The organism is Dyella japonica DSM 16301, from assembly GCF_001010355.1.
GTDB lineage: Bacteria > Pseudomonadota > Gammaproteobacteria > Xanthomonadales > Rhodanobacteraceae > Dyella > Dyella japonica.
The window spans coordinates 106,887-132,657 of the sequence record NZ_JPLA01000001.1; the positions used below are offsets into that span (position 1 = coordinate 106,887).

The 25,771-nt window shown below is 64.4% G+C and carries 11 protein-coding genes; 7 read left to right on the forward strand and 4 right to left on the reverse strand.

All coding sequences use genetic code 11. From position 1 onward, the window contains the following. Window positions 1–31: 31 nt before the first annotated feature. Both Y882_RS00415 and Y882_RS00420 read right to left on the reverse strand, forming a co-directional pair. Complete coding sequence (locus Y882_RS00415) at window positions 32–232, reverse strand: hypothetical protein (protein ID WP_046969881.1); 201 nt, start codon at window positions 230–232, stop codon at window positions 32–34. A 570-nt stretch (window positions 233–802) separates the two neighbouring features. Then, window positions 803–4,714 (reverse strand): ATP-binding protein, encoded by a 3,912-nt coding sequence (locus Y882_RS00420; protein ID WP_046969882.1) that lies wholly within the window; start codon window positions 4,712–4,714, stop codon window positions 803–805. 339 nt (window positions 4,715–5,053) lie between these two features. On the opposite strand from Y882_RS00420, the gene Y882_RS00425 reads away from it, so the two are divergent. The 6 genes from Y882_RS00425 (at window position 5,054) to Y882_RS00450 (ending at window position 12,328) form a co-directional block, all read left to right on the forward strand. Then, entirely contained in the window at window positions 5,054–5,320 is a 267-nt protein-coding gene (locus Y882_RS00425) for a hypothetical protein (protein ID WP_052949528.1), read from the forward strand. A gap of 123 nt (window positions 5,321–5,443) precedes the next feature. Beyond that, window positions 5,444–5,791 carry a YciI family protein gene (locus Y882_RS00430; protein ID WP_046969954.1) on the forward strand — a complete coding sequence of 116 codons (348 nt, stop codon included), beginning with the start codon at window positions 5,444–5,446 and terminating at the stop codon, window positions 5,789–5,791. A 24-nt stretch (window positions 5,792–5,815) separates the two neighbouring features. Then, window positions 5,816–6,346: a dihydrofolate reductase family protein gene (locus Y882_RS00435; RefSeq protein WP_046969884.1), complete on the forward strand. Its 531-nt coding sequence runs from the start codon at window positions 5,816–5,818 to the stop codon at window positions 6,344–6,346. Between the two features lie 144 nt (window positions 6,347–6,490). Then, the gene (locus tag Y882_RS00440; RefSeq protein ID WP_082120864.1) at window positions 6,491–8,005 is read left to right on the forward strand and encodes a DUF1254 domain-containing protein; all 1,515 of its coding nucleotides are present in this window, start codon (window positions 6,491–6,493) and stop codon (window positions 8,003–8,005) included. Window positions 8,006–8,042: 37 nt separating this feature from the next. Then, on the forward strand, window positions 8,043–9,074 hold the full coding sequence (locus Y882_RS00445; protein WP_156171278.1) for a DUF1254 domain-containing protein: 1,032 nt from the start codon (window positions 8,043–8,045) through the stop codon (window positions 9,072–9,074). A 422-nt stretch (window positions 9,075–9,496) separates the two neighbouring features. Continuing rightward, window positions 9,497–12,328: a C1 family peptidase gene (locus Y882_RS00450; protein ID WP_046969885.1), complete on the forward strand. Its 2,832-nt coding sequence runs from the start codon at window positions 9,497–9,499 to the stop codon at window positions 12,326–12,328. Between the two features lie 34 nt (window positions 12,329–12,362). On the opposite strand, the gene Y882_RS00455 is transcribed toward Y882_RS00450, so the two are convergent. Continuing rightward, complete coding sequence (locus Y882_RS00455) at window positions 12,363–13,928, reverse strand: phospholipase D family protein (protein ID WP_046969886.1); 1,566 nt, start codon at window positions 13,926–13,928, stop codon at window positions 12,363–12,365. Between the two features lie 249 nt (window positions 13,929–14,177). Here Y882_RS00455 and Y882_RS00460 point away from each other — a divergent pair, with 249 nt between their 5' ends. Continuing rightward, entirely contained in the window at window positions 14,178–14,558 is a 381-nt protein-coding gene (locus Y882_RS00460) for a YfeK family protein (RefSeq protein WP_156171279.1), read from the forward strand. 85 nt (window positions 14,559–14,643) lie between these two features. Here the strand turns inward: Y882_RS00460 and Y882_RS19880 are convergent, their stop codons facing one another. Further along, window positions 14,644–25,545: an autotransporter-associated beta strand repeat-containing protein gene (locus Y882_RS19880; protein WP_052949531.1), complete on the reverse strand. Its 10,902-nt coding sequence runs from the start codon at window positions 25,543–25,545 to the stop codon at window positions 14,644–14,646. Between the last annotated feature and the right edge of the window lie 226 nt (window positions 25,546–25,771).

Genomic DNA, 25,771 nt, shown 5'->3' on the forward strand with positions numbered 1-25,771 from the left:
CCATCATGACGCACAGCCCATCATGCCGTCCTCAAGCGCTATCGTTTGCCGCCGACGCATTGAGTGCCGTCGCTACGGCGGCATCGCCATTGATGATGTCCTTCCATTGCAGTTCCGTGCCCTTGCGATGGCCGCGCGGCGTCAATTTCAAACCATTCGCATCGAGCACCAGGGTGTAGGTCTCGCCATCGATGGTGACTTCGCGGCGCAGGGTTTTGTCGAGAGGTGTCATGGAAGGCTCCGTGGGTTCTCGTTCGTGCCCGATGGTACTACCCCAGGCGCCCCATGGTTGTCGAGCGTGCAGCGCGTGTCGGCCACAGAACGTCGACAACATGGACACGTACAGCAGCGCAGCATCCATCGTTTCGCCAGCCAGCCCATGTCATGAAATTTTCACGTCGAGCTGCCCTGATCGTTTTGATCGTGGCCATGCTGGTCATACTTGCGGTGGGTTTCTTCCGCGCCGCGACGCACGAAGATTTGCAGCCAGAGCCTGCTCCTGCGACATCGGCGCAGCAGCCATAACAAGCCGCGATGGCAATTTACACGCCGTCGCAACGCACGATACGAAAGGATGCAGGCGCGATCCAACTGCGAGTCCGCACTACCCAGGCTGGATTCTCCGGCCGGGCAAGGACATCAAGGTTATTCGCACCGGGGCAGCGTCCATGCGGACCCACTGCCCCACTTCTTTTTACAGACCCCGGCACTCCTGTAGGAGCGCACTTGTGCGCGACCATGGGCTTACGTGGCGTTGCGGTCGCGCACGAGTGCGCTCCTACAAGGTTTTCGTGTCGGCTGCTCAGACTCGCTGCTGTCGACTGATGCGCTTGGCCTGCAGCCTTTCAATCATGCCGTCGACCTGCGACAACTCGGCAAGCACGGCGTCGCGGCGTTCGCTGACGCTCAGGCTGGGCGCGGGCTCCTGCAGGCCCATGCGCAGCAATTGAAGCGAGCCTGTGATGCGGTGGAGTACATCGCGCTGGGCTGCCGTATCGCCTGCCTCTACCGCCTGCTCGAATTTGGCGAGATCCGCCCGCCCCGCCTCAAGCAACCCGTGCAACAGCGTCTCGACTTGTTCTTCAGAACCGAAGATCGCGACCAGCTGGGTCACCGCGTCGTCACTGGCCTGATTTTGCCGGTCCACGACGTTCGCCAGGCTGCCGACCATGCTTTCGATCTTCTGCTGCAGCTCTTCCAGGCGAGCGGGCTTGGCGAGGAAGTCGTCCATGCCGGCCCGGCGACACTTGTCCACCTGCTCGGGCAGCGCACTGGCGGAGAGCGCGATGATGGGCAGATGCTTGCCCGTCTGGACCTCCGCCTCGCGTATGCGCTGCGACAGCGCGTAGCCATCGAGTACCGGCATGTGGCAATCGGTCAGCAGCAGGTCGTAGTGCGAAGCGCTCAAGGCGTCCCACGCACGCTGGCCATCCTCGGCCATGGTGCAGGCATAACCGAGCAGCTCCAGTTGTCGTTCGATCACGGCGCGATTGATGGGATGGTCTTCGGCCACCAGGATGCGCGCTGAGCGTGCCTCGCGGGGCGCGACGAAGCTTTGCTTGTCGCCGGCGGCGTCCAGGCCAAGCGCTGCGCGGCAAGCCTCCACCGCCGAGCGCCACAACAGTGGGCTGCCGCAAAGCATCATCTTGCCGCCTTCGCGATAGAACCCACGCGTATCGGTATCGGGTATCACATGGATGGCTGGCACGCCTTCCACGGTGATGCCTTGTTCGATAAGACGCGCATCGGCGATATAGACGTCCGCATCATCCTTGCCGAGTTCGGCAACGTCTTCCGCATCCGTCTCGATGACGCTGAAGCCCATGGCCGACAGCGCATTGGCCAACTCGCGCTCGAACATGCCGTCGCGCGTGCAGACCAAGGCCCGCTTGCCTTCGATGCCGGGAATGATGCTGGTGCCCTGTAGCACCGGCAGTACCACTTCGACGGTGGCACGCGTGCCCTCGCCTACCTTGCTTTCCAGTCGAACATCGCCGCCCATCATGCCCGCCAACCGGCGACAAATGCTCAAGCCCAGACCCGTGCCGCCGAAACGCCGGGTGGTCGACGCCTCCGCCTGGGTGAACGGCTGGAACAGGCGATTGAGCTGGTCGGGCGAGATGCCCATGCCGGTATCGGTGACGCTGAAGCGCAGGCGCTGTCCATCCTTGACCTCATCGAGCAGGTCGATGCGCAGCTTCACATGGCCCGAGGCGGTGAACTTGAGCGCATTGCTGATCAGGTTGTTGATGATCTGGCGAATCCGATTGGCGTCGCCCCGATATTCCGAAGCGAGGCGCCAGTCGAGCACGAGATAAAGACGCAGGTGTTTTTCCTGCGCACGTGCCGCGAAGGTGCCCACAGCACTGTCCGCCAGCAGGCGCAGGTCGAAGGCCTGTGGTTCGAGCTCGAGTTTTTCGGCTTCGATACGCGAGAAATCCAGGATGTCGTCGAGGATCTGCAGCAACGCCACCGCCGAATCCTGCGCCATCCCGACCATATGCGACTGCTCGGTGCTCAGCGGCGTCTTGGAGAGCAATTCCACCAGGCCCAGCACGCCGGCCATGGGCGTGCGTATTTCGTGACTCATCATGGCCAGGAAGGCGCCCTTGGCCGCCACCGCCGCTTCGGCCGTGGCCTTGGCTTCCACCAGTGCTCGCTCCTGTTCTTTTTCGACGGTGACGTCGGCGCAGTAGACGCTCCAGAAATAGCCGCCCTGCCCGCTGGGCTTGGGTTCGCCGCCCAGGGCGCGAATCCAGCGAGTCGCCCCGTTCACCCTGGTCCTGAACTCGACCACGCCCGAATGCTTCGATCGCAGGCTTTGATCCACCGACGCCTGCACCATCGCACGGTCTTCATCGACGGCCGACTCGAGCGGCCCCGCATGACCGGCGAGTATGTCTTCTCGTGACATGCCGAAGATCGCCATCGAGGGCCCGCTGACAGACTCGTACGTGCGACGGTCCACGGCATCCACGTGCAGGCGAATCACTACACCAGGCAGATTTTCGTTGGTGTCCACCAGGCGCTGCTCGGATGCGCGGGCGCGTGCTTCGGCATCGCGCATGCGCTTATAGGCGAACCCGATCAGGGCCACGATCGAACCGACCACCAGCAGGCCGATCAGCACCCAGTTCCACGGCACGCCGTAGCTGTAGTCGGCGCGCAGCCAACGCGTGCGTATGGCCTGCCGCTGGCTGTCCTTGACGCCCGCAATCACGCGGTCGATCAAACCCGCCAGGCGGGCATTGTCGCGGCTGACGCCAAAGGTGATGTCCTGGTCCAGTCCCGCCGGCGCCACCACGCGCAGCGTGGCGGCGTAGCGGTCGCGGATCAGCGCATCGATCGCGGGCAAGGTGCCGATATAGGCCGACACTTCGCCCTTTTCCACCAGTCGCAGGCCCGCTTCATTGCTGGCGACCGGCACCAGCTCGCTGCGCGGCAGCAGCATCTTGAGGCCGGCCAGCAGGCCCGCCTCCTCGCGGACGGCCACCTTCTTGCCGCGGAGATCTTCGGGCCCGGCGACCGCCGCTCCATGCAGCGGCGCCACAATGACTTCGGGAAACCGCTCGTAAGGCCGGCTGAATACCATGGCTCCCGCGTCGTAGTCGGCAGGCATGGCTGCAGCGACCAGATCCACTTCGTTGGCGGCGACGCGGCGCTGCAGTTCGTCCAGATCGCGGGCGGGCACCAGCTCGAAGCGCAAGCCCAGCTCTTTCTTGATCAGCGAGAGATAGTCTTCGGCCAGGCCGTCGAGCATGCCGTCCTTGTTGATGAAGCTATACGGATAGCGATCGGTTTCGTAACCCACGCGCAGCGTGCCCAGCCCGGCGAGCCATTGGCGATCGGCATCGGAGATCGAGGTGCTGCGCGGCAGCGGTTCGCTGAAATCCTCATCCATGCCCCATTGCTGGCGCAGGCTGGCGAGCTGGTTGGCCGGCACGGTGGCCTCGGCCTTGCGCAGGATGGAGGCGAGCAGCACGTGATCGCGAGGCACCGCCAGGGCGGCCTGCAGCGGCGGTATATCGGCAAGACGCTGGAGGATGGTGACGTCGTCGTGTTCGCGCTCAGTCAGCAACCAGCGTGTGCGTGCGGAGGAGCCGATGTATGCATCCGCCACGCCCTGGGCCACCATGTCCAGCGCCTCACGGCCGTCGTCGGTGAAGATGAGCGTGGCCTGCGGGAAATGATCCTTGATGATCTTCGTGTAGACGCGGGCGACGCGCTCCATCGCGATGCGCCCATGGATCACATCGGCCTCGGTACGAACCTTCATGTCGCCCTTGCGGGCAACCAGCACCAGGCTGGCTTCAACGTAGGGATTGAGGTATTCCAGGCGATCGCTGCGCCGATAAGGCTGACCCACCAGCAGGTCGAAGGGTATGGGCTTGCCCGAGTCGCTGAAGGTCACGGCATCCCAGTCCGTGAACGGACGAAACTGCAGCCTGAGCCCGACGCGGCCGGCGAGCAGCTTGGCGTATTCCACGCCGATGCCTTCCGCACCGCCCGCGACCCAGGCCTCGATGGGAAAGTGATTGCCGGCAAAGATGCCTACGTCGACCACGGGATGCTGCGCGATCCAGGCCAACTCCTCCGCGCTCAGCGCGACCCGGGTGTCCGGCTTGACCGGCACATCCGGCGGGACCTGCGTGGCGTGTGCCGCGAACGACAGCGATGCGCACAGCACGAACAGCGAGCACAGCACCCACCGCATGCATCCTCGCCACGACCCACTGCGGGTTAAGGCAATTGTGGTCAGGCCGTGAAAGCAATACATGTACGTGCCCAGCCTTGTCGATTCGATAAGTCAGATTAGGCGCACGCGATCGACAGCATCTATAAGAATAGTCTCAATTGCAGGCGGTGGCGGCAGTTAATTCCTAGACACCGCCTTGTAGGCCGATGCCTGGCACGCTCGGTATGGCTGCCGGCTTTCCACGCGTCTCCGTCACCGCCTTGCGACGCTTCAATTCAGACGTTTCGCACTCGTTTCGGCGGCAGCCAGCTTGGCGCCGCTACGCTACGCAAACCCTGGGAAACCTGAGGTATCGCCATGACTGCAGGTACGAAGACGCCGCTGGAACACGTCAACGATGTGCTGGCGCAGCTCAAAGAAATGCGTCACTACGCGAAGAACAATGTCGAATCCCTGACAGCGCAGTGGCTGCTGTTCGACGGCGAGCTGAAGAAGCTCAAGCAGGCCGGACCGATCGAGACTTTGATGACGCGCCAGAGCGAACTGCACGACGCGCTGAACGACCAGATTGCGGTGTTCGAGGATTTGGCCGCGACGCTGCAGCCTCCGCCGGAGGAGACCTGACCCCGCGGGATGTCGCACTCCTGCGTAAATGTCTCGGGCGACCTGTCGAATCCGCGCCCGGCCATTCGTCATGACAGTGAAGGCAGGCAATCCGCCCGCCACGAAGCCATCACGGGAGTCGACATGCCGCAGTATCTGGTTGCCATTCATCACCCCGACAACTACGACCCGTCGCTGGAAGACGAAGCGATGATCAACGACATCCATGCGCTCAACCGGGAGATGATCGCCGCGGGCGCCCGCTTGTTTGCCGGCGGCCTGGAGTCGCCCGGCAAGGCCCGCTCCCTGCGCAAGCAGGCCGGCGGCCAGGTGGTGGCAACCGATGGCCCGTACACCGAGGCCAAGGAGCACGTCGGCGGTTTCTGGATACTGGAAGCCGCCGATATCGATGAGGCGCAGGCATGGGGGCGCAAGGCCGTCATCGCCTGTCGCGCGCCGGTCGAGGTGCGGGCGTTTCTTCGTCACAGCTGACCACGTCGGCAACGGAGGTTTTCCATGGCGAAGCTAGTGTTCGGAATGAACCAGTCCCTCGATGGCTATGTCGACCACCAGGCGTTTGGGCCCAGCCCATCGCTGTTTCGTCACTTCGTCGAGCAAGTGCGCGAGCTGTCGGGCAGCGTGTACGGCCGTCGCATGTACGAGACCATGCGCTATTGGGATGATGACTCGCCCGACTGGAGCGCAGACGAACGCGACTTCGCGACGGCGTGGCGACGCCAGCCGAAATGGGTGGTGTCGCGCTCGCTCAAGTCAGTCGGCCCAAACGCCACCCTGGTCTCCGGTGATGTCGAAGCGGCGCTGCGTCAACTGAAAGCCGAACGCACTGGCGAGATCGAAGTGGCCGGACCGGAGCTGGCGCATAGCCTGACCGGACTTGGCCTGATCGACGAGTACCAACTCTATGTCCACCCGGTGGTGCTCGGTAGCGGCAAGCCACTGTTCGCGGGACCCCGACCACCGCTGCGACTGGTAGCCCATGAGGTCATCGACGGGAACGTGATTCGACTCACTTACGTTCCCGCCTAGCGGCGCAGCGCGACCCAGCGCTTCCTCGCAGGCGGGTGCTACGACGTAGGTAAAACTACTGGGTTCGCTTGATGGGTTTTACCGATGCAACCGGGAATGCTGCCGGCGCAAGCTGGGCACCTCGTTGACGCCAAGGGGTAGCTCATGACGCCGCGCATTCCCGCCTCGATCCTGACCACGGCCTTGACCGCAGCTGTTGCGACACTCGCGGCCTGCGGACGTCCGGAACCGGCGGTGACGACAGCGCCGCCGGCATCGCCCGCGGCGGCCTCCTCGGCTCCCATGACGAAAACGGTCGCCGGCCCGATGGCCGGCACGCGGATCACCGAGGCCTATGCCCGTTCCGTCGCTCGCAGCGTCTATGTGTGGGCCTGGCCGATGGTCAATGTCTATAACCGTCGCCTTGGATTTGCCGATCTCAAGGAGCCCGGTCGACTTGGCGGCGTGCTGCCGGCAGCGCCTCCGAACCGCCTGAGTATGCTGAACAACTATGTCGAGCCGACCGAGCGGGAGGTCGCCTGCCCCAATCAGGACGTCGTCTACGGCGGCGGCCCGGTCGCGCTCGACCTTGAACCCGTAGTGGTCCAGGTGCCCGATTTCGGCGAGCGGTTCTGGGTCTATCAGATCGTCGATATTCGTACCGACAGTTTCGTGGACCTGGGCAAGATGTACGGGACCAAGCCGGGCTTCTACCTGCTGGTCGGACCTGACTGGCATGGCACGGTGCCGAACGGCATCGCGCAGGTCTTTCGCGCCACGTCCAATACGGGCTTCCTCATACCGCGTGTCTTCATGGACGACACCGATGCCGATCGCGCGGCGATCCAGCCGCTGATCAGCCAGATCGACGTCTATCCGCTCTCGCAGTTCGACGGCAAGATGAAGCAGACCGACTGGAGCAAGACACCCTCGTTTCCCGCACCGCCGCCAGAACCCAATGGCGGCGAGTCGCCCAAGGTGATACCCGCCAAGTTCTTCGACGAGCTGCCGATGGTGTTGAAGGACGCGCAGCCCTTGCCCGGCGAGGGGGCGATCTATGCCCAGGCGCAGGCCCTGCTTGCAGCGGCCAAGGCCGATCCCGCCATCAAGGCGGCCATCGATGACGAGGCCGCCAAGACGGAGCAGGCCGTCATCGCGCCACTGCTGGAGTTCCGCAACTTCGGCATACCGCTGCCGCATCAGTGGACCACGGTGAGAAACGGCGCGAAGTTCGGCACCGACTACTTCACCCGCGCCGCGGTGGCGCGATCCAATATCTTCGTGAACAAGCCCAATGAGGCCACGTACTTCTATCAGGACCTGGACGATGCCGGCGCGCGCCTCAACGGCTCCAAGCGGTATACCGTGACGTTCGCCAAAGGCGAGCCGCCGGTGAAAGGGTTCTGGTCGCTCACTCTGTACGATGCGCAACACTTCTTCGCGCCCAATGCGATCCATCGCTTTTCGGTGGGCACCAAGAACAAGGACCTCAAGGTCAATGCCGATGGCAGCCTGACCATCTATGTCCAGGCCGACGAGCCGACCGATCCCGTGCAGCGCGCCAATTGGCTGCCCGCGCCCAAGGGCGGCGATTTCTCGCTCTACATCCGCACCTATTGGCCCGACGCGCCCGTACTCGATGGGCAGTGGACGCCACCGCCGGTCAAGGCGGGAAGCTAAGCATCTCGTGTTCGCCCCACACCAACATGGAATTGCCATGCACACGATGACCTCACGCACCGCGCTTATCATCGCCCTCCTCGGCACCGCATGCGTCAGCGCAGCTGAAGCACCGGCACCGACGAACGTCTTGCCTGTCACCGTGAACAATTTCGCCCGCGCCGAATCGGATACCTACCTCGCCTCCCTGGTCAAACGCGATGGCCTTGGCGTGTTTCATTCCGAACGCGAACCTGCCTCGATCGACAAACAGGACGTCATCCGCCTCAACCGCGACACGCTCTATACCTTCGGCGTCTTCGACCTGGATGCGGGCCCGGTCACCATCACCCTGCCCGACGCCGGCAAGCGCTTCATGTCGCTGCAGGTCATCAACGAAGACCACTACGTGCCTGCCGTGGATTACGGCGCCGGCAGCTACACCTTCGACAAGGAAAAGGTGGGCACGCGCTACATGGCTGTCGCCATCCGGACCCTGGTCGATCCCAACGACGCCAAGGATCTGCAGGCCGTCCATGCCTTGCAGGACGCCATCAAGGTATCCCAGGCCGGTCACGGCAGCTTCGATGTGCCTCACTGGGATCCGGTCAGCCAGAAGAAAATCCGCGACGCGCTGCTCGTACTGGCCGCCTCCACCGTTGGCTTCAAGAACGCCTTCGGCAAGAAGGGCGAAGTGGACCCGGTCGCGCACCTCATGGGAACTGCTGCCGGCTGGGGCGGCAACCCCGACAAGGACGCCACCTACCTGGGCGTCACGCCACCGAAGAACGACGGCAAGACCATCTACCACCTCACCGTCAAAGACGTACCGGTCGACGCCTTCTGGTCCATCAGCGTCTACAACGCCAAGGGCTTTTTTGAGAAGAACGCACTGAACGCGTACACACTCAACAACCTCACCGCCAAGCGCAGCGCCGACGGCTCCATCGCGATCCAGTTCGGTGGCTGCGACGGCAAGATTCCCAACTGCCTGCCCATCATGCCTGGCTGGAATTACACCGTCCGGCTGTACCGGCCACGGGAATCCATCCTCAGTGGCGCGTGGAAATTTCCGGAACCGACGACCTAGGCACCTGGCGATATACCGCACTGGCGTCGTGCGCACATTCCGTAGTGACACCAAACCACTTCCGTAAAAATCACTACATCATCCGTCGTATGCGGCTTTGAACTCCCTCGCCTGATCAGGGAGCCTGCTTCGCGTGCCCACGGCAACGCCGCCAGCACGCGCAAAGCACGACTTTTGATCGTGACATTGCCGAAGCACGCGCGAAGTCGACGCCACAGTGAACGACAAACCGACCTGCGCTGCAATGCAAGCCTCACCCGCGAAGCGTCTTTGGTCGACCTTACGTAGGTCGAACGGCAAATGTTGCCCGGCAAAAAAATCGAGGATGCTGGGACGTCATCGTGGAGTGTGTCGCTGGCCGCAGGGGCGATTGATGCGGCAAAGCATTCATCGTGAAACGACGGGGAGGACGGACCGTGGCCATGCTACTGATGAAGGACGCAACAGGGCCGGAGGTTGCGCAACTGCGCAAGAAGCTCGCCTCGGCATTGCAGGCGGATGCGGCGGCCTTCCCGGGCCTGGCCGTGGGCAGTACGTTCGATGCGCTCACCGATGCCGCGGTCCGGCGCTGGCAGTCCGGCATTGGCCTGGTCGCCGACGGCATCATCGGTCCGTACTGCCAGAGCGTGCTCGGCATGATCACGCTGCAGGCTACCGATGTACCGATCACACTCGATGCGGTGAAGCAGCTTTTCCCTGCCACCAAGGCGTCCAATATCGCCCGCAACCTGCCCTATGTTTCGGCCGCCTTGAATGTCGTTGGGCTGCGCGATCGCGCGATGATCTGCGCCGCGCTCGGCACCATTCGTGCGGAGACCGAAGGCTTCGTGCCGATCAGCGAATTCCCCTCGCACTTCAACACCACGCCGGGCATGCCAGCCTACAGCGCCTACGATGGACGCACCTCGCTCGGCAATACACAGCCCGGTGATGGCGCTCGCTACAAGGGCCGCGGCTTTGTGCAGCTGACAGGGCGAGCGAACTATCACACCTACGCGGCGCAGATCGGCCTGGATATCGAGAGCTTTCCGGACCTGGCCAACGCGCCGGAGCCCGCGGCCATGCTGCTGGCGGTCTTCCTCAACCACGCCGCTGACAAGATGCGCGCGGCGCTTGCATCGAACAACTACGCCGCAGCGCGCAAGCTGGTCAATGGCGGTACGTATGGACTGGACAAGTTCCGCAACGTGTTTCAGCTGGCCGAATCGGTCTGGCCGCTGGCTGCGCGCGCGGGACGCACGGCACGCGGACGCAAGGCCACTGCCGTCGCCGCGCCGGCCCGTCGCCAGTTCACGGCCAGCAAGGACCCCGTCGATCTGCGCGATCGTTCCTATACGCCCCCGCCGGTCAGCCTGCCCGACTGCTCGCCCAGCGACGAGTACGTGCAGAAACTTCTACCTGCCTATAGCAGCGCGGGCCTGATACTCGATCAGGGACAGGAAGGCGCATGCACCGGCTTCGGCCTGGCCTGCGTTGTCAACTATCTGCGTTGGCGCAAGGCCGGCATGCCGTCGAAGCTGGAATCGGTCAGCCCCCGCATGCTCTACAACTTCGCGCGCCGCTACGACGAATATGCCGGCGACAATTACGATGGATCGAGTTGCCGAGGCGCACTGAAAGGCTGGTTCTACCACGGCGTGTGCCTGGAGGATGACTGGCCCTACAAGGCCGAGGACACACAGCCGCCCAGCTTCGGTTACGCCGATCGCGCCACCGCCAACACGCTGGGCATCTACTACCGCATCGACCTGAAGACGATCACCGACCTGCAGGCCGCCATCCTCGAAGTGGGCGCCATCTACGTCTCGGCCAACACGCATGACGGCTGGCAGAACGTGCCGACCTCGCGCAAGAAGATCACCGGGCACGAGACCTTGCCCGTGATCGAGTTCGACGGACGCGCCTCGCAGACCGACGGCCACGCGTTCGCGCTGGTGGGATTCAATACGCGCGGCTTCGTCGTGCAGAACTCCTGGGGCAAGAGCTGGGGCTGCGGTGGCTTTGCGGTGCTCACCTATGCGGACTGGCTAGCCAATGGCATGGATGCATGGGTCGCCGCGATGGGCGTGCGCGGCCTGGTGTTCGGCCAGCGCGCAGCGGCCGTCCCTGGTGCAACAGGGCGCGCCGGCGCCGATCGCTCGGGCGCGTGGAACGAGGCGGATGCCTATGCGCACAGCGTCGTGCTCGGCAACGATGGACGCGTGACGCGCTACCTGACCCAGGATGCGTTGAATCGAGGCCTGCTTTACCAGGCGTGCACGCTGCCGGATCAGTGGTTCCGCCAACAGGCCTCTCCGACCAAGCGCCTGGTGATCTACGCGCACGGCGGACTCAACAGCGAGGCCGATGCGATCACGCGTGCGCGCATCATGGGTCCCTACCTGATCGGCAACGGCTGCTATCCGCTGTTCATGGTATGGAAGACCGGCATGCTCGAATCGATCGAGGACATCATTGCCGACCGCTTCCGGCCCGCGCCATCGCGCGTCGGCGGCGTCCGCGAAGCCCTGACCAACGTGACGGATGGCATCATCGAGCAAACCATCGGCCGGCCGTTCGCGCGTCCGATCTGGAGCGAGATGAAGGAAAACGCCGAAGGCGCCAGCCTGCCGACGCGCGGCGCGGATCTGCTGGTAACGGCACTGCAGAATCTTGAGCAGGCCTGGGGCGACAAGCTGGAGATCCATCTGATCGGCCACTCGGCCGGCTCCATCTTCCTTGGCTGGCTGGTCGACCTGCTGGCCGCGCGCGGACTCGATGCGCGGGCCACCTCCATCCACCTTTACGCGCCGGCCTGCACGGTGCAGTTCGCCAATCGGCACTACACGCCCCACGAAGACCTGATGAAATCGATGTATCTGGACATCCTGTCCGACGAGAACGAACGTGACGACGACGTGGCGGCGGTCTATCGCAAATCGCTGCTCTATATGGTTTCCGACGCGCTGGAGCAGGATGTGCGCACACCCATCCTTGGCCTCGCCAAGATCATGGACGCCAGCTACAGCGGCTGGGACGGCTCCTCAAGCACCGGCGAAGCGTTGGGCAACTGGCGCCAGGCTGCCAAGCAGAGCGGCCTGGACAAGCGCACAGACATCCTCGATGCCGACAAGGTCAAGACCAGCAGCTCCGGCACCACCATCAGCGCGAGCCATGGCAGCTTCGACAACAACATCGAGGTGGTCAGTCGCACGCTGGAGCGCATTACGGGCGGCAAGCTGGCCATGCCGGTGGATGATCTGCGCGGATTCTGAACACGAGTGTGAGACCGCGCACCGACCTCGACGGCTAGAGCAAGCCGTCGATGGGGAGCAAGCGTAGAAAGCTCACTTCGGCGCGCCGCTTGGTGCTCGCGCCAGGGTCGCGCTGATAGGCCACCGGCTTGCCATCGTCGTCGGCCAGCCAGATGAGCTGGTGGGAGGTCGACCCCATCTCTACCTGATAGGCGTTGGATGGCTGCGTCGCCGTCTGGAAGAAGTCGCTGATGGCTTTGGCCAATCCTGGCGAATCCACGATGACGCCCATTTCCGTGTTGAGCAGCTTCGAGCGCTGATCCATATTGAGCGAGCCGATGAAGACCTGGCGGCTGTCCACGACAATGGTCTTGGCGTGCAAGCTGATGCCCGACGACTGGCCCATCGAGGTGGAAGGCTGGCTCTGGCCGGATGATGGTTTGAGCTCATACAGTTGCACGCCGCCTTCGACCAGCGCCTTGCGCGAATGCACATAGCCCGCATGCGCCGCCGTTTCGTCGGTCGAGGCAAGCGAGTTGGTCAATATCTTGATGGACACGCCACTCTGCGCCAGGGAGACCAGGTGTTTTGTGCCGGCATCGCCGGGAATGAAGTAGGGCGTCGTCGCGATGATCTCGTGCTGGGCGCCATCCAGCATGGTCTTGAGCCGCGGACCGATGCGCAGCGCCGGCTCGTCGTGGGTGGCCTCGATCTTCTCCGGCTGATCGGCCACCAGCTCGGCATCGCCCCAGAACCACGCGCCGCGCTTGTCGGCGGTCGGCCCATCAGGCAATTCGTCCAGCACGGATTGCGCGTAGTCGGACTGCGCGAACGCACGCACGTCCTGTTGCAGCAGCTTGCGCGCTGCGACCAGCTGCTCGCCGGAACCGTCTGTCTTCTTGAGCTGGTTGAGCGGATAGGCGGCGTCACAGTTCCAATAGGCGTCGAACGCCTCGGACGCCTGCTGCACGACGGGACCGATGGCTACGACGTCGAGATCGCGAAAGTGCGTATCGCTACCCGCGTCGAAATAGGGATCGCCGATATTGCGCCCGCCAACGATGGCCACGTTGTTGTCGACGATGAAGGATTTGTTGTGCATGCGCCGATTGAGGCGCCGCCACTCCAGCATGAACTGGGTCGCGCGCGACAGCAGGCTGGGATCGCGCGTCTGAAACGGATTGAACAGCCGGATCTCGATATTGGGGTGAGAGTCCAGCGCTTCGAACAGATGATCCTTGTCGTCGAAGTTGTTGTCGTCGATGAGCATCCGCACGCGCACGCCGCGGTCAGCCGCCGCAAGCAGGTGCTGCATCATCAGATGCCCGGTCATGTCGTTGGCGAAAATGTAGTACTGCAGGTCGATCGAGTGCGCGGCGTGATCAGCCAGCGCCACCCGGCTGAGCAAGGCGTTGGTGCTCAAGGTCAGCAAGCGGAAGCCAGATTGTTGCTGATGCTTGTCTACTTCGGCGTGGGTGTACTGCGCTGACGCGGTATCGGTGGCGGGCGGCAGGTGATGCGTCTGCGCCTTGTCTGCACTGGGTGGCAGCGTGGAGCACGCCTGAAGGACGTGACAAAGAATGGTGAAGGACAACACGACGATCCAGCGATGCACACGCATATTTACATCCTCGGATCGGCCCGGCCGTCAACGGATCGTGGATCCGCCCGCATTCCACTTCCATCATTTAAGTAACATGGCGTAGCCCTATCCCTGCTGACTGCGGGCACGCTCAAGATCGTTGCGATGCACAGCCGTCGCTCTTCGTTCATAAAGGGCATTGACGCCCAGGCCTTCGACGTGTGCGTAATAGCTGCGAACCAGCCCGGCACAGGTCGCATCGCACGCCCTACTCATCGAGATGACGCCGTGAGACATCACCGATCGTTCGGCAATATCGTCATGGTGGTCGCACTGGTGCTCGCCTCAACCGGCGTGCACGCCGGACTGGACGCACAAGGCCAGCGCGAAGTGGCCGCCTTGCTTGGCTTTGTCGGCCAGAGCCACTGCGTCTTCATTCGCAACGGCAAGAGCTATAGCGCCGCCGATGCGAAGCAGCATCTTGAGCTCAAGCTCAACTACTTGCTGGAACGGGACAAAGTGAATTCCGCGGAGGAGTTCATCGACCGCGCAGGCACGCAAAGCAGCTTCAGCGGCCGGCCCTATCTGGTGAACTGCGGTGGCGCCGACCGGCCCTCGGCGGATTGGCTGAAAGAAGAACTTCAGTTGCTGCGAAAGACGCAGCCCTAGGCAGGGCCATCTCCCCCGACATGGTTGAAAGCAGGCGCGTCACGCGAGCCCGTCCTATTCGAACGGGCTCGCATCCACGAATACATCACCAACGCATGCGGAAGCCCAGCGTACCGTTCACGGCATGCGAGTCGCCAAAGTGCGACAGCCCAGTCTGCGCCTGCACTTCGCCGTACACCGAGTAGCGTCCGCCCGCCCAGTCGAGTGCGCCGCCCAGGCCGAAACCGCCCCACCAGCGTTCGTTGCGGGTGGAGAAGTCGGTGCCGGCCACGTTCACCTGCGCCGCGTCCTTGAAGTTGTCGTAGACGTTGGCGATGGCATACAGGTGCGTGACGACCGGACCTGAGTCGCCCGAATGCGTGCTCAGGTAGTCGATGGCCGTACCCGCACGCGCCGCAGCCGCGCTGCCGGCCTGCTGCGATACGCGTGCACCGAACGCGTCGTTGAAGCCGTCGAACGAGACCTTGCCCCAGGTCACCTGTGCCTGCGGCACGATCGACCATGCATCGCTCAGGTGGAAGCGCTGCCCCACTTCCACACCCGCCGCATAGCCGGCGGCCTTGTTGTCGTTCTCGGCCATGCCCAGCGTATTGGAGTGCAGGTCCGAATCCAGGTGCATCCAGCGCAACTGGCCGTCCACATAGAGGCCGTTGTTGGCGTACCAGGTGAGCGCCGCGCCCACGCCATAGGCGCGGGTGTTGATGCGGCCGTCGCCGTAGGCCGAACTCACGTCGGAGTTGTAGTGGTCGTAGTGCAGCGAGGCGCTGCCGACCAGCTTGCCCGAGCCGTTGTCGGCCAACGTCGCGTCCAGGCCCACTTCCGATTTCCAGTCGGAGATATCGTAGTTGGTGCCAGTGGTGCTGGACTCGGGCTTGATGGTGTGATCGCCGCCCTGAACGCGCGTCCACACGCCTTCGCCCGGCGTCATGGCGTCGCCGGACTGTCCATCCGCCCACTGGCGATCGCCGGTGCGCTGGACCAGCGTGTCGAGCGTGTTCGCCTGCTGCAGGATGCCGGCATAGGCTTCGTACAGCGGCACACCGGGCTGGTACAGCGGCGTCGCGCCACCCGTGCCCGTGCCTGGACCACCCGGATTGCCCGGATCCGACGGCGGATTGGTCAGGGCCGAGCGCAGGTACCAGTCGCCGTCCGCGGCGTCGACGCCGTTTTGATAGAGGCGATAGGCATAAGCGCCGGCGACCACGGCCTGCTGACCCTGGAATACGTAGTCGCCCCTCAAGGCAAACGTGCCGTTCGACGCACCTTGTACATCGATCAACTTGATGCCCTGCGTGGCGGCCGCGCCCGTGCCGCCCACATTGGTCACCTGCACCGTTGTCGTGCCCGAGGTGTTGCCGGTCACCACCAGCATGTCGGTGGCCGAGCCATCACCGCCCAGCGCGGTATTGAAGTTGAGCGTGCCACCCTGGCCGACGTAATCGCCCTGCACGGTCAAGGTGGTGCCCGGCGCATGGCCGAAGTTCACGGTGCCTGCGTTGGTGAGTGCGCCCGTGCTTTGCGCGAAGCCGGCAAGATCCAGCGTGGCGCCGCTCTGCACGGTCGTCGCAGAGGATGCATTGAATGCATTGGCCACGGCCGCACTCAACGTGCCGGCGGCGACGGTCGTGTCGCCGCTATAGGTGGACGTGCCGCCCAGCGTCAGCGTGCCGGTGCCGGTCTTGGTGAGACTGCCCGCGCCCTGGATGCCCTGGCTCAACTGCAGCGTGGTGCCGTCGTCGGTGTTGATGGTCGCCGCGCCGCCCAGACCGACGGTGCGATTGCTCTGGAAGCTGCCCGTGGTGTGCAGGGTCGCATCGTCGATGGAGAGACTGCCTGCGGCCAGACCGAGATTGCCATCGTTGGCGACCTGCAGCGTGCCGGCGTGCACGTCGGTGCCGCCGCTATAGGTGTTGGCGCCAGTGAGCACGAGCGTACCCAGATCGTCCTTCACCAGCATGCTGCCACCGGTGAGTGCAGCATCGATGGTGGCCGTCATGCTCGCGCCGGCCGCGGTGCCGTCACCCACGCGAATGGTGGACGCGCCGCCCGCAAGCTGGATGGCTCCGCCGGTGACGCGATAGCCATCCGACTGGAACTGCATGCCCGACGCACTGACCTGCCCGTTCGTGTTGTCCACCGTCACGGTGCCGCCGGTGCCGCCGAAGATCGCGAAGGAGCCGTTGGTGAACGGCGCATTGAGCGAACCGGTGGCGTCAGTCCAGTAGTCGTTGTCGGACAGGCGCCAAGTGCCAGTGCCACCGGTGATCGCGCCATCGTTCGCATGTCCAGGGCCGTCCCAGAAACTCAGCGTCAGGCCATCGGTGTTCACCAGGTTCACCTGGTTGGCGAGCGAGGTCTGCACGAACACGTTCGCTGACGGCGATGTGCCGATCGCCAGGCCATTGTCGGTCAGCGTGCCGTCGTAGTTGAACAGGCGATACACGCCCGCGCCGAACGTGCCGCCCGGTGTGGTGGACACATTGAGCGTGCCGTCCAGCGTGAGGTTGCCATGCACCACGGTGAGGTCGTTGAGGCTGCCACCCACCGTGCCGGCCTGACCCAGCTGATAGTCGACGACGGCGCCCGCATTCAGCGTGAGGTTGCCGTGGACCGTGAGCGTGCCTGGTGAATTGCCGGGGCTGAGCGTGCCGCCATTGGCTACCGTCACGTCGCCGCCGATGGTACCCGTGCCGCCCAGGGTGCCGCCGCTCTGCACCGTCGTTGCACCCGTGGCCGCCGACTGGTTGCCATCGATCAGCAGCGTGCCGCCCGATACCGTGGTGGCGCCGGTGTAGGTGTTGTTGCTGGTGAGCGTGGTGGTGCCCGCACCCATCTGCGTCACGCCACCGCTGCCGGAGATGGCGCCGCCGAACGTCTGGACGTCCGAACGATCGAACGCCAGGGTGCCGTTGTTGATCACGTCACCCGTGATCGAACCACTGGTGCCGCCCTCGCCCAGCTGCAACGTGCCGGCTGCGATGGTGGTGCCGCCGGTATAGGTGTTGGCACCCGCCAACACCAGCGTACCCAGATCGGACTTGGTCAGCCCGTTGCTACCGGTCAACACGGAGGCGATCGTCGCGGTCATGCCTGCACCAGCCGTGGTGCCGTCACCCACGCGGATCACCGGTGCGGAACCGACCAGCGCAATGGCGTCACCTTCCACGCGGTAACCATCGGTGGCGAACTGCATGCCGCTGGCGTTGACGGCGCCCAGGTTTGCGTCGACGGTCACTGTACCGGCGGCGCCGGCGAAGATCGCGAAGCTGCTGTCCTGGTACGGCGCATTGATGCTGCCGTCGATCAACGTCCAGTTGTCGTTGCCCGAGGCGTTCTGCCACACGCCGTCGCCACCCTGCACCTGGCCGTCGCCACGCCCGCCATTGCCGTCCCAGAAGTTCACCGACAAGCCGTTGGTGTTGACCAGGTTCACCTGCTGCGCGATCGAGGTCTGCAGGAAGTAATCCGGCGACGGCACCGAGCCGATGTTGAGACCATTGTCGGTAAGCGCACCGGTATAACCGATGATGCGGTAGATGCCCGGGTCGAACGTGCCACCCGAGGACACCGACACGTTGAGCGTGCCGTCCAGCGTGAGGTCGCCGTTGACCTGCAGCAGATCGTTGAGCGGACCGCCGACCACGTTCGCCTGGCCCAGGTTGACGTTGAGGTTGGACGTATCGCTCAGCGCCACGCTGCCCTTCACCGTCAGCGTGCCCGGCGCACTGCCCACGTCGCCCGGGCTGAGCGTTGCGCCATCGGCCACGGTCACGTCGCCGCCGATGATGCCCTTGCCGCCGAGCGTGCCGCCGCTGTCGACCGAAGTGACGCCCGTCGCCGCCGACTGGTCGCCGTTGATGATCAGACTGCCGGCGCGCACGGCCGTCGGACCGCTATAGCTGTTGGCCGCGCTTAGCACGGTGGTGCCGCTGCCTTGCTGCTCCAGTGCGCCGGTGCCGGAGATCGCGCCGGTGAAAGCGAGCGTGTCGGAACGATCGAACACCAGCGTGCCGTTGTTGGTCACGTTGCCGAGGATCGAACCCGTGGTGCCGCCGTTGCCAAGCTGCAACACGCCAGCAGAAATCGTCGTGCCGCCGGTGTAGTTGTTGTCTGCGGTGAATAGCAGCGTGCCGTTGTCGATCTTGGTCAACATGCCGGTTCCGCTGATGCCGCCGGTGAGCGTCAGATCAGCTGCCGTATCCAGCGTGCCGCCGCTGCCGCCGAGGTTCACGCTGCGGCCTGAGGTGAACGCCGCAGAGTTGGTCAGCGTGCCGCCATTGAACGACAGTCCACCGCCCGCATTGCCGAGGTTGGCGTCGCTGGACACCTTGAGGACGCCGCCGTTGATCGCCGTGCCACCGGCGTACGCGTTGGCGCCCGAGAGGGTCAACGTGCCGGGACCCATCTTGGTGAGTTCGCCGGCGCCGCCAATGATCTGGTTGACAATCAGAGCGGCGCCCTGGGTATCAAACGTCGCGCCGCCCTGGTTGATGGTCACGGGGTGCGAAAACACAGAGCTTTGCGTCGTACGCAGCGTGCCGCCGTCAAAACTGACCGCACTACCGGGCGCGCCGACGCCGTTGGTGCCCTGCACCTGCAGCACACCGCCATTGATGGCAGATCCTCCGGTGACGTTGTTGATGCTATTGATGATCAGCGTACCGAGGTCTTCCTTCACCAGCGTGCCGGCGCCATTCAATGGTGCAGTGATGGTGGCGGTCATGCCCGCGCCGGCGGCGGTTCCATCGCCCACGCGAACCACATCCTGGCCACTGACGAGCGTGATCGGGTCGCCGGTGACGGTGTAACCGTTCACCGCGAACTGCATACCGGAACTGGTGACCGTGCCAAGCGTGTTGTCCACCGTTACCGTGCCGGGCGCGCCCATGAAAATCGAAAACACACCGTCGGTGTACGACGCATTGACCTGGCCGGTCTGGCTGGTCCAGTTGTTGTTGCCGGCGCTGTTCTGCCAGACGCCGCTGCCGCCGTCGACGGTGTTGTTGGTGTGGCCGTTGGGGCCATCCCAGAAATTGAGCGTGAGACCGCCCGTGTTGACCAGGTTGACCTGGTTCGCCACCGAGGTCTGCACCTGATAGTTGCCGGTCGATGTGCCGCCCAGCGCCAGGCCCTGATCGTTGAGCGTGCCGTCGTAACTGATGATGCGATACAGGCCTGGGCCAAAGCTGCCGCCCGGCGTGGCGGACACATTGAGCGTACCGTCCAGGCTGAGGTTGCCATGCACCACGGTGAGATCGTTGAGCGCGCCGCCAACCACGTTGGACTGGCCGAACTGATAGTTCATGGTGGCGTTGGCGCCCAGCGTCAAGCCGCCGTTGATCGTGAGCGTACCGGCCGCGCCAGCATCGCCCGGGTTGAGCGCACCGCCATTCATCACGGTCACGCTGCCGCCGATGGTGCCGGCGCCACCCAGCGTGGCGCCGTTCTGCACGGTGGTCGCACCGGTAGCGGCGGACTGGTCGCCATCGATCAGCAGCGTGCCCGCCTGCACGTTCGTCGCACCCGTGTAGCTGTTCGCTCCCGTCAGCACGGCGGTGCCACTGCCGAGCTGGGTCACGCCGCCCGTGCCGGATACCAGGCCGCCGAACGTATAGACGTCCGAACGATTGAAGGCCAGCGTGCCGTTGTCGGCTACATTGCCAACAATGGTGCCGTTCGCACCGCCATTGCCCAACTGCAGCGTGCCCGCGCTGATCGCCGTACCGCCGGCATAGGTATTGGTAGCCGTCAGCACAGTGGTGCCCGTACCCGACTGCACCACATCGCCGGCGCCGGAGATGGTGCCGGCCAGGGTCATGGTGTCGGAACGATCAAAGCCCAGCGTGCCTGCCGTGTCGACGATGACGGTGGGGCTTGCAATGGAACCCGTGGTGCCGCCATTGCCGATCTGCAGCAGGCCGGCATTGACCACGGTGTTGCCGGTATACGTGTTGTTGCCGGTCAGCAGCCAGGTGCCTGCATCGTTCTTGCCCACGGTGGTGACGCCACCGGGGCCGTCGACGATGGTGCCGCCCATGGTGTTGTTGCCGGTGTTGGTGCCGCCCAGGCCCAGCGTGCGCGTACCGTTGCCGGCATACGCCGCCTGGCCGGTGTTGCTGAACACGATGGCGCCCGTGCCCGACGACTCGATCACGCTGGTGCCGGCCGACAAGGTAAACAGACGATCGGTGGTGTCGCCCGCGCCGGTGTAGCGCAGCGTCGCACCGTTGCCGATCACCAGGTTGGAAGCGGCATTGGACGAGTTGCCGATACTGCTGGCCTGACCGCCGTTGGTAAGGTGATCCACGCCAAGCACGCCGCCCGTGATGGTGGTAGCGCCGCCGTAGGTGCTGGCCGCGTTGCGCAGAATCCAGGTGCCGGTGCCGGTCTTGTTGACCGAGGTGTTGCCCGTGCCGTTGTTGGTGATCTGCAGCGCAACGCTGTTGTTGGCGGTACTGGTGCCGGTGAGCGTGACGGTCTGCGCCGAATTGGCGGCGCCACTGAACGCGACCGCGCCGGTATTGGTGAACTGCAGCGCGCCCGTACCGGATGCATCCAGTGCACTGGACGGCCCCAGCGTGAACAGGCGATCGGTGGTGTTGCCCGCGCCCAGGTATTGCAGCGTGCCATTGTTGAGCACGAGGTTGCTGGCGGCATTGCTCGATGCGCCGATGGAACTGGCCATGCCGCCGTCGGCAAGCACGTTCACCTGGAGCGTGCCGCCGGCGAGCAAGGTGCTGCCATCGGGCTTGAGGGTGCCGAGCGTGGTGGTGCCGGTATAGGTGCTGGCGCCACCACTGAGGTACTCGATGTTCGCACCCGTCTTGAGGAAGCTTCCCGTTCCCGAGATGGCGCCGAGATAGGTCGCCACGGCGGCCGAGCTTCCGTTGGTGACCGTCAGCGTGCCGCTGCCGAGGCTGATATTGCCGCCCGTGGTACCGCCGCCCGCCAGATAGCTCGCCTGGGTGTTGAAGCCATTGAGGTCGATCGACAGGCCAGCCACATTGTCCGTTACCAGGTAGCCGCTGCCGAACGCATTCGTGCTGCCAGCGCGCAGGATGCCGCCGCGCACGTAGGTGCCGACAATATTGCTGTTGGTGCCGCTGAGCACGAGCGTACCCGCGCCCTGTTTCTGGATTTGCCCATTGTTGATGATCGATCCGCTGATACCCAATGTCGTGCCGGCATTGCTGACGTTGAGTGCCGCGTTACCAGTGAGATTGATACCGCGGTCGATGTTGACGCTGGTGCCGGTGTAGGTCAGCGTGCCCGCTATGTTGAGGTTGCTTGGGGCATTGCTGGAGGCGCCGATGCCACTGGCCTGCCCACCGTTGGCGAGGCAGTCGGTGATGATCTGGCCAGACGAGATCGTGGTGGCGCCGGTGTAGCTGTTGCCGCAGCCGGTCATGGTTTCGGTGTGCCCAACCACCGTCACGCCACCCGGACCGCTGATCGCGCCCGTCCACGTACCATTGCCGTTGATGGTGAGGCCGCCACCGGCACTCATCGTGATATTGCCCGCACCGTTCAACCCGCCGACGCTTATCGGGAAGGTGGCCGTGTCCAGCGTGGCGCCAGCGGCGACAGTCATGACGCCAGTACCAAAGGCCGAGGCAGAGCCTGCGCGCAAGATGCCCGCATTGACGTTGGTACCACCGGTGTAAGTGTTGGCGCCAGACAGCACCAACGTGCCAGCACCATCCTTGTTCAACGCACCAGCGCCGACGACGGCGCCGCTATCGGTCAGCGTGGTGGCCGCCGAGTCGACGCTCACGTGACCCTGGCCACCGGCAAGCGTGAAGCCGCGATCGGTCGAGGTGGTGGCGCCCGTGTACTCCAGGCCGCCACCGGTCTGCAGTACCAGGCTGCTCGAAGCATTGCTGCCTGCACCGATGCCGCTGGCCACGCCGCCGTTGGCCAGCGTGCCGGTCGCCAGCAGACCGTTGCTGACCGTCACCGGGCCAATGAAATCGTTCGCGGCATTGGACAGCGTCAAGGTGCCGGCGCCGGTCTTGGTGAAGCCCGCATCGTCGGGACTGGTCACCATGCCGCTGAAAGTGAGGTTGGTGGTGCCGTCCACCTGGATCGTCCGCGACGGGCCGCCATCGACCAGGGTGAAGCCGCGATCGGTGCTGGCGGTCGCGCCGGTGTAGTGCAGCGTGCCGTTCTCCAGCACGAGGTTGGATGGATCATTGGTCGACGCACCGATGGCACTCGCCGCACCGCCATTGGCGACGCTGTTGAAGGCCAGCGTGGTACCGCTCACCGTGGTCGAGCCGGTGTAGGTATTGGCGCCGGTGAGCGACACCGTGCCCGTGCCCAGACCGTTCACGGCGAAGCTGGTGGCGCCGCCGTTGTCGACCACCGTGGAGCTGATGGTGAACGTGCCGGCAGCGTTCTGCAGCACACCCAGCGGGCTACCCGCGGCGCCGCCGGTGACCGAACCACCCTGGATCGTCTGGTTGGCGGTGCCCGCGGTCGGCGACACGATGATGCTGCCGTCCACGCTCAGCGTATTGCCCGCGCCGACGTTCACCGTGGATGCCGCCGCCGCGGCGACCTTCATGCCGCCCAGCGCGACATTGCCATTCACCGTGCCGGTATACGGCGTATTGGCGGCGCCGCCTTCATCGCTGACGATATCGCCGCTCAGCCAGGTGGCCGCATTGTCCTTGTCCGCGTAATTGGTGAACGCCGTGATGACGCCGCCGGTCACCTGCGCATAGTCCGACGAATTGACCGTGGCCCAGCCACCAAGTGCGCCGTCCGCATGCGTGGTGCTGATGGTGGTGCCGGTGTTGAAAGCGAAGTCGACCAGGCCGCTGCTGCGATTGATCGCGCCCAGCGAAATGCCCAGGCCGCCCGCGCCGGCAGTGGCGCTGATGCGGTTGTTGCCGCCGGTGATGTTCAGGCCGTTGAACGTCTGCGCGCTGGCCGCAGTCTTGCCCTTGATGGACAGCGTGCCGCCGTCAAGGTTGAGCGTCGAACTGCTGCTGACGATGTTGCTGGCCGGCGCGCCCGCGACGGAATAATCCAGCGCCAACGTGCCGCCGCCAATGGTGGTGGCGCCGGTGTAGGTGTTGGCGCCCGTGAGCGTCTGCGTACCCGCACCCAACTTGGTGAGGCTGCCCGTGCCGCCGATGCTGCCGGCATACGAGGTGCTGCCCGACGCGGCGTTGAGCGTGAGCGAGCCGCTGCCCAGATTCACATTGCCGCCGGTGCCTGCGAGCGACGGTGCGGTGATGGCCAGACTGTTGAGATCCAACAGACCGCCGTTGACGATCAGGCCCGTCGAAGCGCCGAAAGCATTCGTGCTACCGGCCGTCAGCGTGCCGGCCGTGACCGTGGTGGTACCTGCATACGTGTTGGCGCCGCTCAGCACCCAGCTGCCGCTGGTGTTGACTACCACGCTGCCGTTGCCGCTGAGGGTGCCGGAATCCGTATTGGTGCCGGTGTACGTGCCGCCCAGCGTGATCGAATTCGCGCCGGTGGTGCTGAAGGCGCCGATGCCGGTGAAGGAGAGCGCGCCCAGGCCGTTGTTGGCAATGGTGTTGGCGCCCAGGAAGGTGTACGTGCGATTGGTCGATGCCGCGCCGGCGCCGGTGTAGTACAGCTTGCCGTTGCTCAGGTTGACGTTGCCGATCGTGCCGACGCCCAGGGAGCTCGCGGTGCCGCCATCTGCCAGCGACGACGCGTACAGATTGATATTGGTGATGCCGACCGGGCCGCCGAAGGTATTGGCGCCCAACACGGTGATGTTTCGTCCCGCCGTGCCGGTGAAAAAAACCTCACCGGTGCCGCTATTGCTGATGACACCCCGCAGGATGAAATCACCATTGATCGCGCTGAAGGCCTGCGTGCTCGTGCCGCCACCGATGGCCATGTTGCCGCTCAGGTCCAGCACGTTGCCCACGACACCCTGGTTGATGAGCGATGTGCCGCCGTTGACGAATTGCCAGTCGCGATTGGATACGTCGCCGTCGCCGCTGTAGTACAGGCTGCCGTTGAGGCCGCCGCCGGACGCCACGGTGATGATGCCGTTCGCCTGCGTGGTCGGCGCGCCGAGCGAGCTGGCCTGACCCAGGTTGCCGACGGAGGTGAAACCGTAGCTGCCCCCGCTATTGAACGACGTGGTGCCGGTGTAATCGCTCGCGCTGTTGGACAACGTGACGCCACTGCCGATACGCAGGCCGCCCGCACCCGTAAAACGAACCGATCCGACGCCCGTACCCGTGATGCCGACATTGCCGCTGGTCAAGGTCACCACACGGGTGGCAGCCAACGCCGATGTCGCGTTGAGTTGCGTGCCGTCCGCCATGGTAATGCCATTGCTGGCGGCGCCGAGAGCTGCGTCACTGGCAAGTGACAGTTGCCCGCCATTGATGGTCACACCACCACTGAACGTATTGGCGCCAGTGAGTGTCAGCACCCCGCCTACGGTCTTGATGAGGCCCGCGTTGCCAGCGATCACCGAGTTGATCGTGGCTGCGCCTGAGATGGTCGGCGCGGTGCCGGCCAGCGTGAGCGTGCCGCCGGTCAGCGTGTAACCGGCAACACTAAACGTGACGTTGTTGACGGTGATGGGCCCGCCCAGCGTCACGGTGCCCGCGGTGCCGGCAAAGATGGCGTTGTCGAGGTTCCCGTTGTTCCACGTGGTGAAAGGGCCGGCCACGCCGTCGGCAGCGGCATTCCAGTTGGCCAACGTGGTATCCCAGACGCCCACGCCGCCGCTGCCGGCCGAACCGCCATTGACGTCCCAATACTTGTCGGCCGCCATCGTGGGCGCCGCATACAGCGAGGCCAGGCCCATCAGCACGCCGAGACGCAGTGTCCACGCACCGTTCGAAGTGCGGGTGGGTGATGACCGCTCATCGATCGTCGCCGATGCGGCGCATCCACGTCCCTTGCCGTGCTTGCCGGTGAGCTCGGAAGCCACCACCCAGGCGTTCTGCGCCTTGGACCAGACGATGCGGAATACACGGTTCATCACTTTCCCCTGTCGATGTGCAAACAGATGCAGTTGTTGTTGGCGATACGCTCGCCGCTGTCAGTCAGGCCGAATCCAGGCCTGTTCGTTGGCGCGCTGCGCGCCGGCAATCGGAAATCGGACGCACGCCCAGGTGCCGCGACAACGACAGGCGCGCATGCGCACGCCGACGCACGACGCAGCCATCGAGATTGAATCGATTCAAATCCATGGGAAACGTTGGTAC

Bases quoted from the DNA above. Each gene is read 5' to 3' on its own strand.
- Y882_RS00415 (WP_046969881.1), bottom strand. From the start codon at position 232: ATGACACCTCTCGACAAAACCCTGCGCCGCGAAGTCACCATCGATGGC.
- Y882_RS00420 (WP_046969882.1), bottom strand. From the start codon at position 4,714: ATGCGGTGGGTGCTGTGCTCGCTGTTCGTGCTGTGCGCATCGCTGTCG.
- Y882_RS00425 (WP_052949528.1), top strand. From the start codon at position 5,054: ATGACTGCAGGTACGAAGACGCCGCTGGAACACGTCAACGATGTGCTG.
- Y882_RS00430 (WP_046969954.1), top strand. From the start codon at position 5,444: ATGCCGCAGTATCTGGTTGCCATTCATCACCCCGACAACTACGACCCG.
- Y882_RS00435 (WP_046969884.1), top strand. From the start codon at position 5,816: ATGGCGAAGCTAGTGTTCGGAATGAACCAGTCCCTCGATGGCTATGTC.
- Y882_RS00440 (WP_082120864.1), top strand. From the start codon at position 6,491: ATGACGCCGCGCATTCCCGCCTCGATCCTGACCACGGCCTTGACCGCA.
- Y882_RS00445 (WP_156171278.1), top strand. From the start codon at position 8,043: ATGCACACGATGACCTCACGCACCGCGCTTATCATCGCCCTCCTCGGC.
- Y882_RS00450 (WP_046969885.1), top strand. From the start codon at position 9,497: ATGCTACTGATGAAGGACGCAACAGGGCCGGAGGTTGCGCAACTGCGC.
- Y882_RS00455 (WP_046969886.1), bottom strand. From the start codon at position 13,928: ATGCGTGTGCATCGCTGGATCGTCGTGTTGTCCTTCACCATTCTTTGT.
- Y882_RS19880 (WP_052949531.1), bottom strand. From the start codon at position 25,545: ATGAACCGTGTATTCCGCATCGTCTGGTCCAAGGCGCAGAACGCCTGG.